The organism is Luteimonas sp. YGD11-2, from assembly GCF_004118975.1.
Lineage (GTDB): Bacteria > Pseudomonadota > Gammaproteobacteria > Xanthomonadales > Xanthomonadaceae > Luteimonas > Luteimonas muca.
In genome coordinates this window covers 1,813,243-1,825,655 of record NZ_CP035376.1, presented here as the reverse complement: position 1 = coordinate 1,825,655, position 12,413 = coordinate 1,813,243, and the positions used below count along the sequence as shown (strand labels likewise).

Sequence of the window (12,413 nt, the reverse complement as noted above, 5' to 3'; positions counted from 1 at the left end):
GGTGGCGCGCAGCGCCGGATGGGGGCGCGCCTCTCCGCGAGCGGAAGAGGGCCCAGAACTTTACAGGCCCAGCAGCATGCGGTGCGGGTTCTCGAGCTGGTTCTTGATGTCGACCAGGAACAGCACCGCGTCCTTGCCGTCGATGATGCGGTGGTCGTAGGACAGCGCGATGTACATCATCGGCGCGGCGATGACCTGGCCGTTCTCGACGATCGCGCGCTCCTTGATCGCGTGCATGCCGAGGATCGCGGACTGCGGCGGGTTGACGATCGGCGTCGACATCAGCGAGCCGAAGGTGCCGCCATTGGTGATGGTGAAGGTGCCGCCCTGCAGGTCGTCCAGCGCCAGCTTGCCGTCGCGCGCCTTCGTCGCGTATTCGGCGATCTGCTTCTCGACGTCGGCGAAACCCATGCGCTCGACATTGCGCAGCACCGGCGTCACCAGGCCGCGGTCGGTCGACACCGCGATCGAGATGTCGGCGTAGCCGTGATAGATGATGTCGTCGCCGTCGACCGAGGCGTTGACCACCGGGTACTTCGCCAGCGCGTTGGCGGCGGCCTTGGCGAAGAAGCTCATGAAGCCGAGCTTGATGCCGTGGTCCTTCTGGAACTGTTCGCCCAGCTGCTTGCGCAGGGCCATCACCTTGCCGAGGTTGACCTCGTTGAACGAGGTCAGCATGGCGATGGAGTCCTTGGACTGCATCAGGCGCTCGGCGATGCGCTTGCGGATGCGGGTCATCGGCACGCGCTCTTCCGGACGCGCGCCACCGGACACCCCGGGGGTCTTGCCGCTGGCGTAGTTCACCAGGTCTTCCTTGGTGACCGCGCCACGGCGGCCGGTGCCTTCGACCTGCGACGGATCGATGCCCTGGGTCAGGGCGGTGAAGCGCGCGCCCGGCGGCAGGTCACCGGTCGACGACGCGGCCTGCGGCGGCGCGGACGCCTCCGGCTTCTTCGCGACGCTCGGGCCTTCCTCGCGGGCGGCCTCGACTTCCGCGGCCTTGGCCTTGCCCTCGTCCTTCGGCGCGTCCGCGGACTTCGCCGGCGCGGCGCCTTCCTCGATCACCGCCAGCACCTGCTGGCTGGTGACGGTATCGCCCTCGGCGAACTTCAGCTCCTTGATCACGCCCTCGACGGTCGACGGCACTTCGAGCACTACCTTGTCGGTCTCGAGGTCGACGATGTTCTCGTCACGCGCGACCGCGTCGCCCACCTTCTTGTGCCAGGTGGCGATGGTGGCGTCGGAAACGGATTCGGGGAGTACCGGTACCTTGATCTCGGTGGCCATGGTCTTGATGCGTCCTGGGTCGTAGGCGGTGTGGGGTCAGTCGGCTGCGAAGACGCTGCCGGCGGGGGAGGTGAGTGCATCGGCGACCAGCTGCTGCTGCTCGACGACGTGGTCGGCGAAATGGCCGACGGCGGGCGAGGGCGAGCGCTGGCGGCCCGCGTAGTGCAGCTCGAGGCCGACGGGCACGCAGGCCTGCAGGTGGTGGCGGATCTGGTACCACGCGCCCTGGTTCTGCGGCTCTTCCTGGCACCAGACCACGTCGGTGGCCTTGCCGTAACGGCCGAGTTCAGCGGTGAGCGCTTCGCGCGGGAACGGGTAGAGCTGTTCGACGCGCACGAGCGCGACGTCGTCCTGGCCGCGCTTGTCCTTGTCCTCGAGCAGGTCGTAGTAGACCTTGCCGGAACACAGGACCACGCGCTTGACCTTCTTCGGGTCGGCCGAGGCGTCGCCGATCAGGTGCCGGAATTCGCCGTTGGCGAGTTCCTCCAGGCTCGACACCGCGAGCTTGTGGCGCAGCAGCGACTTCGGGCTCATCACCACCAGCGGCTTGCGGGTGGTCATGTGCATCTGCCGGCGCAGCATGTGGAAGGCCTGCGCCGGGGTCGACGGCACGCACACGAGCATGTTGTCGAGCGCGCACAGCTGCAGGAAGCGCTCCAGGCGCGCCGAGCTGTGCTCGGGGCCCTGGCCTTCGTAGCCGTGCGGCAGCAGCAGGGTGAGCCCGCTGATGCGGCCCCACTTGGCCTCGCCCGAGGCGATGAACTGATCGATCACCACCTGCGCGCCGTTGGCGAAATCGCCGAACTGGCCTTCCCAGATGCACAGGGTGTTCGGGTCGGTGGTGGAAAAGCCGTACTCGTAGGCCATCACCGCTTCCTCGCTGAGCAGCGAGTCGATGACGGTGGCACGCTCCGGCGAATCCACCAGCTGGCGCAGCGGCAGGTGGTAGGTGTCGGTCTTCTGGTCGTGCAGGATCGCGTGGCGGTGCGAGAACGTGCCGCGGCCGACGTCCTGGCCGACCAGGCGCAGGCCGAAACCCTCGTCGAGCAGGGTGGCGTAGGCGAGATTCTCGGCGAAGCCCCAGTCGGCGGCCGCTTCACCTGCGGCCATCTTCCGGCGGTCGTCATAGACCTTGGACACGCGTGCGTGGAGCTGCACGTCGTCCGGGATGCGGGTGATGGCCTGCGCCAGCGACGTCAGCTTCGACAGCCCGACCGCGGTGCTGGTGTCGTCGGTGAGCCTGCCGGACACCAGCGTGCCCCAGTCGACGAACAGGCGGCTTTCCGGCGGCGTCTTCTCCACCTTGGCGAGCTCGGTGGTGACCTCGCCATTGTCGAGCTTGTCGCGGTAGGCATCGGCCAGGGCCTGGCCCGCCTTGGCCGACAGCACGCCCGCGGCTTCCAGCTGTTGCGCATAGAGTTCGCGGGTGGTCTTGTGCTTGCGGATGATCTGGTACATCACCGGCTGGGTGATCGCCGGCTCGTCGGCCTCGTTGTGGCCGTGGCGGCGGTAGCACACCAGGTCGATGACGACGTCCTTGCGGAATTCCTGGCGGAAGTCATAGGCCAGGCGCGCGGCGAAGGCGACGGCTTCCGGGTCGTCGGCATTCACGTGCAGCACCGGCGCCGCGATCATCTTCGCCACGTCCGTGCAGTACAGCGTGGAACGCGCGTCCTCGCGGTTGCTGGTGGTGAATCCGACCTGGTTGTTGACCACCACGTGCACGGTGCCGCCGACGGCGAAGCCACGCGCCTGCGACATCTGGAACAGCTCCATCACCACGCCCTGGCCGGCGAACGCGGCGTCGCCGTGGATCAGGATCGGCATCACCTTGCGGCGGTCGGTATCGCCACGGCGCTCCTGGCGCGAACGCACCGAGCCGGCGACCACCGGGTCGACGATCTCGAGGTGCGACGGGTTGAACGCCAGCGCCAGGTGCACCGGCCCGCCTTCGGTGGCGACGTCGGCGGAAAAGCCCATGTGGTACTTGACGTCGCCGGCCAGCGCGAGCGCGTTGTGCTCGAACTTGCCTTCGAACTCGTCGAACAGGCGGCGCGGGCTCTTGCCCAGGGTATTGACCAGCACGTTGAGGCGACCACGGTGGGCCATGCCGATCACGATGTCCTTGACGCCGTCGTTGCCGGCGCTGCGGATCACGGTGTCGAGCAGCGGGATCAGCGAATCGCCACCTTCCAGCGAGAAGCGTTTCTGGCCGACGTACTTGGTGTGCAGGTAGCGCTCCAGACCCTCGGCCGCGGTGAGGCGCTCGAGGATCCTGCGCTGCTCGTCGGGGGTGTGGCTGAAGCGGCCGCCGGCCTTTTCCATGCGCTCGTACATCCAGCGGCGCTGGTCGGCCTGCGGAATGTGCATGAATTCGGCGCCGATCGGCCCGGCATAGGTGGCCTTGAGCAGCGCCAGCAGCTCGCGCAGGCGCATGCGCGGCGCACCGCCGAAGGTGCTGGTGCCGCCGCCGGGGCCGGTCGCGAACTCGGTGTCGAGGTCGGCATCCGACAGCCCGTGGAAGGGCAGGTCGAGGTCGGGGGCGTCGATCTTCTCGGCCATGCCCAACGGATCGGTATCCGCCTGCAGGTGGCCGCGCGAACGGTAGGCGGTGATCAGCTTGAGTACCGAGCCCTGCTTGCGCTGGGCTTCGAGGTCGCCGCCATTGCCGCCTGCGGTGGTGATGACGCCGCCCTTCGCCTCGCGGCCGGCGCGGGCGACCGCGTCCATGACCACCGAGTGCGGAACGTCGCCGGCCTCACGCCCCTTGAAGCCGTCGAACCAGGATTTCCACTTGGTGCCGACGCTGTCGGGATCCACGAGGTACTGCTCGTACAGATCCTCGATATAGGCGGCGTTGGCGCCGAGCTGGGAAGACTGGGCGAACTGCTTGAGAAGACTGTCCACGTCGGGGGTTTGGGCTCGGAAAGAAGGGGCGGGGGACGGCCCGGACGTGGTTACAGCGGCCGCCCGGGTCGGGATGCGGCAAAGAACGCGATTATAGCCCCAGCCCACCGGTGGGGGCGACCCGTTGCGAGCGCCCGCGGGCGCCGCGACGCCCCCGTTCATGTTGTCGCCGGCTGCCGGGTCAGATCCCGAGCACGCGGAATTCGCTGGCCGGGCGCGCGCGTTCCCACACTGGCAAGAAGGTGTCGCGCAGCTGGCGCGCCCGGCCCGGGGCGTCGAGTTCAGCCTCGCCGTCGAACCGGTTGCCGAGGATGCGGAAGTAATAGCCGCCGGCGTCGGTGGCGATGTAGGCCGGGGCGTAACCGCGGTCCACCGGTTCCTCGACCACGCGGAACGTGAACACGCTCGACAGGCGCTGGGCGAGCGGCAGCAGCGGCGCATGTGCCCGTTGCGCGGCGGCGGGGTCCTGCAGCAGGAAGCGCGCCTCCACGCCGCCGCCGCGGGTGCCGAAACGGCGCAGCGCCGCCAGGACCTCGGGGTCGTCGAACAGGCCCGGATCGAGCTCGCGGCTGTACACCCATAGCCGCCGGCGTGCGCCATGCACCAGCGCGCAGACGATGGCCGCCGCGGCATCGCGGTCCTCGATCGCCTGCGGCCGCGCCAGCGCACGGCGCATGGTCTGGTGCTGGATGCCGGCCTCGTCGAAGCGCTCGCCCTCGGGGACGAAGCCGTGCCGGGTGTAGAAGCCGATGGCCTCGACCTGAGCATGCAGCGCCACCTCGGACAGCCCTTGCGTACGCGCCTCGCGCAGCAGCGCCTCGAGCAGCGCGTCGCCGACCCCCTTGCCGCGCCACTCGCGCAGCACGGCCATGCGGCCGATCCGCCGCTGCGGGGTCAGCCGCGCGGTGCCGATCGGGCGGCCGCCGGCATCGCGGGCGATGACATGGGTGCTGCGCGGGTCGTCGTCGTCGCGCTCCAGCGCTTCCGGAACGCCCTGTTCCTCGATGAACACCACGCCGCGCACCTGCAACAGTGCGGCGTGGTCGCGTGTCCAGTCGGCCGTGGCGACCTGGAACGGCCCGGGCGGCGGCTGGCCGCTCATCGCCCGTCGATCTCCACGCCGTCGCCGTCCTCCGCACCGTCCCACTCGCCGTCGTCGGGCGGCAGCAGGTGGTAATGGCCGGCCTCGAGCAGGGCGATCACGGCGTCGCGGCCGGTGTCGGACAGGCGTGAGTACAGCGCATCGTCCACCCGCGCCGACGCGGCAAGCGCGCGCGCGTCCGCGACCGGCAGGCCGAATTCCTGGCCCGATGCGTACAGGCGCGCGCCTCGGCGTGCACGCCGCCAGGCCATCCGCGTCCACGGGTGGCGGTGCAGGGCGCCGCCGGCGCGCAGGTCCCACTCCACCTCGATGCGCGGGCGGCTTTCGCCCCCCGGCATGGCCTCCGCGCCGGCGCGGTAGAGAGTGATGAAGCGGCCGAACCAGTCGCCGAGGCGGTCGGCGTCGTTCATCCGCAGCGCGTTGAGGGCCTCGATCACGCGACCCATCGCCAGCGCGTCGATCTCCCACGGGTCTTTCGGGGGCGCCATGCCGGCGTCGCGGTAGCGGATGCTGTCGTCGGCATCGGCCACCACGGTGTCGAGCCAGTCGGTGATCAGTTCCGCCGACGACGGCGCGCGCGTGCCCACCGAGAACGTCAGGCAGGGGTTCACCGCGACGCCGTGGTGCGGCATGCCCGGCGGCAGGTAGAGCATGTCGCCCGGGTCGAGCACCCAGTCGTGGCTGGGATCGAACTGGCGCAGCAGCTTCAACTCGGCATCGTCGCGGAAGGCGGTCGGCGGGTTGGCGCGGGCGTCGATCTGCCAGCGGCGCTGGCCCTGGGCCTGCAGCAGGAACACGTCGTACTGGTCGATATGCGCGCCGACCGAGCCGCCGGTGGCGGCGAAGCTCACCATGATGTCGTCGATGCGCCAGCGCGGCAGGAAGCTGAAGGCGTCGAGCAGCGCTGCGATGTCGGCGTCCCACTTGTCGACGTCCTGCACCAGCAGGGTCCAGTCGTGGTCGGGCATGCCAGGAAAGGCGTCTTCGGGGAACGGGCCGGTGCGCAGGCCGTAGCGGTCGGCGGCGCGGTCGTGCTCGACGATGCGCGCCAGCACGCCGTCCTCGCAGGCGAGGCCGGCGAGGTCGTCGGGTTCGATCGGCGAGACGAAGCCGGGAAACGCGTTGCGGACCAGCAGCGGCCGCTGCTGCCAGTAGTCGCGCAGGAAGCGTTCGGCGGACATGCCGAGCGGGCCGCCTTCGGGCGTCCGGCTGGCGTCGATTTCAATCGGGAATGGGGGGCGGCTCATGGGGCCGCAGCCTACGCGAAAACCGGATCCGCCTCACGCGAAAACCGATGCCGCGGGCGCGTCCGGATCAGGCCGGCGCGGTGGCGATCGCGTCGTAGCCACCGCCCAGGAACTGCAGCAGGCACCAGCCATGCCCGAACGGATCGGCGATCTGCACGATCCGCCCCCAGTCCGCTTCGCGCACATCGCCTTCCTGCGTAAAGCCGGCACCGAGCGCCCGGGTCAGCGCGACGTCCAGGTCGTCGACCACCAGGTCCAGATGGCAGGGCATCCAGTGGCGCGCATAGTCGCGCGGTCGCGTCGCGGCGGCGGTGCTGCCGGCCGCCTTCACCAGCAGGTAGACCGGTGCCTGGGCGCCCAGGAGTTCGACGCCGTCTGTGCCGAAGCGGCGCCCGGCGCGGAGGCCGAATGCCGTCGTGTACAGGGCCTCGGCTGCGGCGAGATCGGGAACGTCGAGGTTGATGAGGATGGAGACGGACATCGGCAGTTCCTCCCTGCAGCATTGGCCGGACGCGCGGCACGAGGCCTTGCCCTTTCCGCCGGCCGATCGTTCAGATCGCGCGGGCGAGCTGCTCCGCAAGCCCGGTGTAGCCGCCCGGGGTGAGTTCGCGCAGCGGCTGCTTCGCATCCTCCGGCAGCTCCAGCGACTCGACGAAGGCACGCATCGAGTCCGCGGTGATGCCCTGGCCGCGGGTCAGTGCCTTCAGCTGCTCGTACGGATTGGGCAGGCCGTGGCGCCGCATGACCGTCTGCACCGCCTCGGCCAGCACCTCCCACGACGCGTCGAGGTCGGCGTCGAGCCGCTGCGGGTTCACTTCCAGCTTGCCGAGGCCACGCGACAGCGCGTCCAGCGCCACCTGGGTGTGGCCGAAGGCGGTGCCGAGCGCGCGCAGCACGGTCGAATCCGTCAGGTCGCGCTGCCAGCGGCTGATCGGCAGCTTGGCGCTGAAATGCTCGAACAGCGCATTGGCGATGCCGAAATTCCCCTCGGCGTTCTCGAAATCGATCGGGTTGACCTTGTGCGGCATCGTCGAGGAGCCGACCTCGCCTTCCTTGAGCCGTTGCTTGAAGTAGCCCAGCGAGATGTAGCCCCAGATGTCGCGGGCGAGGTCGATCAGGATGGTGTTGGCGCGGCGGGCGGCATCGCCGATCTCGGCGATGTTGTCGTGCGGCTCGATCTGCGTGGTGTAGGGGTTGAACACCAGCCCCAGGCCCTCGACGAAGCGCTGCGCAAACGCCGGCCAGTCCACATCCGGGTAGCTCGCCACGTGCGCGTTGTAGTTGCCGACCGCGCCGTTGATCTTGCCGGTGAACTCGACCGCGGCGATCTGGTGGATCTGTCGTTCGAGGCGCGCGACCACGTTGGCCAGCTCCTTGCCGAGCGTGGTCGGCGATGCGGTCTGGCCGTGCGTGCGCGACAGCATCGGCTGGCCGGCCTGTGCGTGCGCCATGGTGCGTAGGCCGTCGGCGATGCCCTGCAGCGTCGGCAGCAGCACCTCGCGCCGCGCCTGTTCCAGCATCAGTCCATAGGACAGGTTGTTGATGTCCTCGCTGGTGCAGGCGAAATGCACGAACTCGAGCGCGCCGGCCAGCCCCGGCGCATCGCGCAGCTGGTCCTTAATGAAGTACTCGACCGCCTTGACGTCGTGGTTGGTGGTGCGTTCGATCGCCTTGACCTGCGCCGCATGCTCGACCGAGAAGTCATCGGCGATCGCGCGCAGGCGGGCGGTGGCGCCGTCATCGAACGGTGCCAGTTCGACGATGCCCGGCTCCGCGGCAAGTGCCAGCAGCCATTCGATCTCCACCCGCACGCGGGCGCGGATCAACCCGTACTCGGAGAACACCGGGCGCAGCGCATCGACTTTCGATGCATAGCGGCCATCCAGCGGCGACAGGGCGAGCAGGGCGTGGGACATGGGGAATGCTGCACAGCGGGCGGGCGCGCATTTTATGCGGGATCGAACAGCGCTGCAGGCGCGGTGGTTCGCGTGCCGGGCCTGCAGGGGCGCTCACGATGACGCGCCAGTGGCGTGTGGCGGCAGCCCGGGCCTGCACCGGCGCTGTCGTATCCTCGGGAACACACCCGGCGGAGCCTGTGGCCCGCCATCACCGCACAGGAGAGCGCCATGCCGGAGTCCTTTCGTACCGAACACGACAGCATGGGCGAACTGCAGGTGCCCGCCGATGCGCTGTGGGGCGCGCAGACCCAGCGTGCGGTGCAGAACTTCCCGATCTCCGGGCGGCCGATGCCACGCGGTTTCATCCGTGCACTGGGGCTGGTGAAGGCCGCCGCGGCCGATGCCAATGGTGGTCTCGGGCTGTTGCCGGAGCGCCTTGCCGCATCGATCCGGCGTGCGGCGCTTGCCGTGGCCGACGGCGACCACGACGCGCAGTTCCCGATCGACATCTACCAGACCGGGTCCGGGACGTCATCGAACATGAATGCCAACGAGGTGATCGCCGCGCTGGCCTCGGCGCGCGGCCGCAAGGCACACCCCAACGATCACGTGAACCTCGGCCAGAGCTCCAACGACGTGATCCCGACCGCGCTGCGCGTGGGTGCGGTACTGGCGGCGGAAGAGGACCTGCAGCCGGCGATCCTCCACCTGCGCCGGACCATCGACCGTCGCGCGCGCGGACTGAAGAAGGTGGTGAAGACCGGGCGGACCCACCTCATGGATGCGATGCCGCTGACGTTCGCGCAGGAGTTCGGCGCATGGTCGGCGCAGCTGGAATCGGCGCAGGCCCGCATCGCCGATGCGCTCAAACGCCTGCGCCGGCTGCCGATCGGCGGCACCGCGATCGGCACCGGCATCAATGCCGATCCGCGTTTCGGTGCGCGCGTGTGCGCGGCGCTGTCGAAGCAGACGCGGGTGAAGTTCGCCAGCGCGGAGAACCGCTTCGAAGGCATCGCCTCGCAGGACGATGCAGTGGAGATGTCCGGTCAGCTCAACGCGCTGGCGGTGGCGCTGATGAAGATCGCCAACGACCTGCGCTGGATGAATGCCGGGCCGCTCGCGGGCCTGGGCGAGGTCGAGTTGCCGGCGCTGCAGCCGGGCAGTTCGATCATGCCGGGCAAGGTCAATCCGGTGATCCCGGAGGCGGTCGGCATGGTCTGCGCGCAGGTGATGGGCCACCACACCGCGATCACCGTGGCCGGGCAGAGCGGCAACTTCCAGCTCAACGTGATGCTGCCGCTGATCGCGGCCAACCTGCTGGAGTCGATCCAGCTGCTGGCCAACGTGTCGCGTCTGCTGGCCGACAGCGTCATCGATGGCCTGAGCGTGCGCCGCGACATCATCGCCACCGCGCTGGACCGCAACCCGATCCTGGTCACCGCGCTCAACCCGGTGATCGGTTACGAGAAGGGCGCGGCGATCGCCAAGCGCGCCTACGCCGAAGGCCGGCCGGTACTGGACATCGCGCTGGAGGACAGCGGCCTGGACGAGAAGACCCTGCGCGCGCTGCTGGACCCGGAAGCGCTGACCCGCGGTGGCATCCACGGCAAACCCGGCGGCGGAGGCGGCTGAGCCCCAGCTGCCGGGCGCGGGTGTGGCACGGCGACCGCTTGCAGCTCAGCCGGCTGACGTTGGCGCCGTGGCGGCTTCCGCCGCTGCATCACGTTCTTCAAGCTTGCGATGGCAGTTCTCGACATCGTCTCCGGTCATCGTCGCGTAGGGCACGAAGGCGGGCACCGCGGCGGCGAGCGCCTGCTGTGATTCGAGCATTGCCGGCAGATGTCCGCACAGGCCCAGCGCCGCCTGTTCGATGCGCGCACCTTCGGCTTCCATCTGTGCCTCGAATTCCTTGCTACCGCCGGTGAACAGCGCGCCCAGCGCACCGCGTGCCGCGTCGAGCCCGAGGGCCGCGCCCTGCGCGCCGATCTCCATGCCGGCATCGGCCACCGCGATCACGTTGGCGCGGTGGGCCAGCACCAGCGCCCTCTGGCGGTCGTCGAGCGGCACGGGTTCGCCATCGATCAGCAGGTCGCCCGCGGGGCTGATCTTTGCCGGCGGCAGGCCGTCCGTGCGGGCACCGTCGCCGAAACTGAAGCCACGGCCGTCGCCCTTGCCGCCCACGCCGATGTCGGCGGTGGCGAGTTCCTCGCGGGCCTTGCCGATGGCCTGGCGGGTGGTGCGCGCCACCAGGCCTTCATCCGGTTCCGCGGTGTCACCGGTGGCGGGCGGAGCCGGGTTGCTGCAGGCGGACAGCGGCAGCAGGCAGAGCAGCAGCAGGGCGGGAAGGGAGCGGGTCATGGCGGTCTCCGGAGTCCGAAAGAAATGTGGGCGAAGCGGAGCCATCCCATCGGCCGTGCACGTGCCCGGCCAGGGACGGCGGCAGATGGTCAGCGCCTGGCGAATTCGCGGCGGACCTGGCGCTCGCAGTCGCTGGCCTCGTCGACGGTCATGGTGGCGTAGGGCCGGAACGCGGGCAGGCTGTCGGCGAGGCGTTGCTGCGACGCGTACAGCGCCGGCAGGCGGGCGCAGATCGCGCGTACGTCGGATTCGACGGCGGTGGCAATCTGTTTCTCGAGCTGTCGTTCCAGGCTGCCTGTCATGGCCGCGACCATCAGGCTGAACACCCCACGGTCGACCGCATCGATCGCAAGCTGCGCGCTGCGCTCGCCGATGTCGATCCCGGCAAGGCCGATCGCGATCACCCGCCCGCGGTAGTCCAGCAATTGCCGGCGCTGCGCCGCATTGACGGCCACGGCCTCGCCGTCGACCAGGAAGTCGCCGTCCGGGGTTATCTCCGCCGTCGGCAGCGCGGAGGCGGCCTCCTCGGACGCCTGGCCGGGGCGCAGGCTACGGGCGACGTCGATGTTGCCGGTCGTAAGCTCGAGGCGTGCTTTGGCGAGATCGGCCTGCACCTCGCGCCGGGCCTGGGCGAGTTCGCTGCTGATCTCCTGGTTGACGCCGCCATCCGCCGCCTGGCCGGGTGGTGCGGGCGCAAGCATCGCCACGAGCAGGCAGGCCGACAGCATCGGCGGAAGGATGCGGTTTCGTGAAGTGTGCATGGGAGGCTCCGCTGCGGAAGGAGGGTCAGCGCTTGCGGGGAAGGTCGACGGTGCCGGCGACATCGCGGTGGTCGACGTCGCCGCTGCCCCTGGAGCGGACGGTGAGTCCGCCCTGCACGTTGCGCACGTCGAAGTCGCCGGATCCGATGGAACCCAGCACGACGTCGCCGGTGACATCCGCCAGCGACGCGTCGCCGGAGCCGATCGAACCGATGTCGACGTTGCCGCCGGCACCGCGCAGTTCGAAATCGCCGGAGCCGATGCTCCCGATTTCGACGTCGCCACGCACCTGCTGGACCTCGATGTCGCCCGAGCCCAGCGAGAGGACCTTCAGCGCGCCCAGGTCGCCCAGCGCGGCGTCGCCGGAGCCGACCTTGGCGGTCAGCAGGCCGCCGACCTGGCGCACGTCGACATCACCCGAGCCGACGTCGGCGCTCGCCGCGGCGGCGCCGGTCAGCCAGGCATCGCCCGAGCCCACGCGCAGCTGCACGAGGACGTCGTCGGGCACCGTGCCTTCCAGCGTCAGGTAGGCATAGCGGTCGCCGAACGACAGCCCGCGCCGGTCCTCACGCTGCAGGGTCACGTGCAGGGTGTCGCCACGCAGCGCCTGGGTGACCGACAGGCGTTCCAGGTCGCCCGCACTGGAGGCGCAGGCGCGGCCGGCGATCCGGTGGTCGTTGCCACCTGCGCCCTGCAGGCGCAGCGTGTGCGGGCCGATGTCGAACATCACGCGCCTGGCGCCGGCGGTTTCCAGGACGAGCTCCTGCGGCTGGCTGTGCGCGCAGCGTTCCTGGGCGAATCCGGCGACGGGGAGCAGGCAGAGCAGCAGGGTGGCGGTGGCTTTCATCAGGCG

General features: G+C 69.8%; 10 protein-coding genes. 1 reads left to right on the top strand and 9 read right to left on the bottom strand.

Annotated features, from left to right (window positions below):
* Positions 1-60: 60 nt before the first annotated feature.
* The 6 genes from sucB to purB all read right to left on the bottom strand — a co-directional run bounded on the left by sucB (position 61) and on the right by purB (position 8,459).
* Positions 61-1,287 (bottom strand): dihydrolipoyllysine-residue succinyltransferase, encoded by a 1,227-nt coding sequence (gene sucB / locus ERL55_RS08265; protein ID WP_129135994.1) that lies wholly within the window; start codon positions 1,285-1,287, stop codon positions 61-63.
* 36 nt (positions 1,288-1,323) lie between these two features.
* The gene (locus ERL55_RS08260; protein WP_129135993.1) at positions 1,324-4,194 is read right to left on the bottom strand and encodes a 2-oxoglutarate dehydrogenase E1 component; all 2,871 of its coding nucleotides are present in this window, start codon (positions 4,192-4,194) and stop codon (positions 1,324-1,326) included.
* A 181-nt stretch (positions 4,195-4,375) separates the two neighbouring features.
* On the bottom strand, positions 4,376-5,296 hold the full coding sequence (locus ERL55_RS08255) for a GNAT family N-acetyltransferase (RefSeq protein ID WP_129135992.1): 921 nt from the start codon (positions 5,294-5,296) through the stop codon (positions 4,376-4,378).
* On the bottom strand, positions 5,293-6,543 hold the full coding sequence (locus ERL55_RS08250; RefSeq protein WP_129135991.1) for a cupin domain-containing protein: 1,251 nt from the start codon (positions 6,541-6,543) through the stop codon (positions 5,293-5,295). Before ERL55_RS08250 ends, ERL55_RS08255 begins: the two co-directional genes overlap by 4 nt.
* Positions 6,544-6,610: 67 nt before the next feature.
* Positions 6,611-7,024, bottom strand: a complete 414-nt coding sequence (locus tag ERL55_RS08245) for a VOC family protein (protein WP_129135990.1) — start codon at positions 7,022-7,024, stop codon at positions 6,611-6,613.
* A 70-nt stretch (positions 7,025-7,094) separates the two neighbouring features.
* A complete protein-coding gene (purB, locus tag ERL55_RS08240) occupies positions 7,095-8,459 on the bottom strand; it encodes an adenylosuccinate lyase (RefSeq protein WP_129135989.1) in 1,365 nt (454 codons plus the stop codon).
* Positions 8,460-8,669: 210 nt separating this feature from the next.
* On the opposite strand from purB, the gene ERL55_RS08235 reads away from it, so the two are divergent.
* Positions 8,670-10,073 (top strand): class II fumarate hydratase, encoded by a 1,404-nt coding sequence (locus tag ERL55_RS08235; protein ID WP_129135988.1) that lies wholly within the window; start codon positions 8,670-8,672, stop codon positions 10,071-10,073.
* Positions 10,074-10,118: 45 nt separating this feature from the next.
* Here ERL55_RS08235 and ERL55_RS08230 read toward each other — a convergent pair whose 3' ends face one another.
* The 3 genes from ERL55_RS08230 to ERL55_RS08220 all read right to left on the bottom strand — a co-directional run bounded on the left by ERL55_RS08230 (position 10,119) and on the right by ERL55_RS08220 (position 12,407).
* The gene (locus ERL55_RS08230; RefSeq protein ID WP_129135987.1) at positions 10,119-10,799 is read right to left on the bottom strand and encodes a hypothetical protein; all 681 of its coding nucleotides are present in this window, start codon (positions 10,797-10,799) and stop codon (positions 10,119-10,121) included.
* Between the two features lie 89 nt (positions 10,800-10,888).
* Positions 10,889-11,560 carry a hypothetical protein gene (locus ERL55_RS08225; protein WP_129135986.1) on the bottom strand — a complete coding sequence of 224 codons (672 nt, stop codon included), beginning with the start codon at positions 11,558-11,560 and terminating at the stop codon, positions 10,889-10,891.
* A 25-nt stretch (positions 11,561-11,585) separates the two neighbouring features.
* A complete protein-coding gene (locus tag ERL55_RS08220; protein WP_129135985.1) occupies positions 11,586-12,407 on the bottom strand; it encodes a DUF2807 domain-containing protein in 822 nt (273 codons plus the stop codon).
* Positions 12,408-12,413: the final 6 nt, after the last annotated feature.

Coding starts and splice junctions, on each gene's coding strand:
- ERL55_RS08230 (WP_129135987.1), bottom strand. CDS start 10,799: ATGACCCGCTCCCTTCCCGCCCTGCTGCTGCTCTGCCTGCTGCCGCTG.
- ERL55_RS08255 (WP_129135992.1), bottom strand. CDS start 5,296: ATGAGCGGCCAGCCGCCGCCCGGGCCGTTCCAGGTCGCCACGGCCGAC.
- purB (WP_129135989.1), bottom strand. CDS start 8,459: ATGTCCCACGCCCTGCTCGCCCTGTCGCCGCTGGATGGCCGCTATGCA.
- ERL55_RS08225 (WP_129135986.1), bottom strand. CDS start 11,560: ATGCACACTTCACGAAACCGCATCCTTCCGCCGATGCTGTCGGCCTGC.
- ERL55_RS08250 (WP_129135991.1), bottom strand. CDS start 6,543: ATGAGCCGCCCCCCATTCCCGATTGAAATCGACGCCAGCCGGACGCCC.
- sucB (WP_129135994.1), bottom strand. CDS start 1,287: ATGGCCACCGAGATCAAGGTACCGGTACTCCCCGAATCCGTTTCCGAC.
- ERL55_RS08245 (WP_129135990.1), bottom strand. CDS start 7,024: ATGTCCGTCTCCATCCTCATCAACCTCGACGTTCCCGATCTCGCCGCA.
- ERL55_RS08220 (WP_129135985.1), bottom strand. CDS start 12,407: ATGAAAGCCACCGCCACCCTGCTGCTCTGCCTGCTCCCCGTCGCCGGA.
- ERL55_RS08235 (WP_129135988.1), top strand. CDS start 8,670: ATGCCGGAGTCCTTTCGTACCGAACACGACAGCATGGGCGAACTGCAG.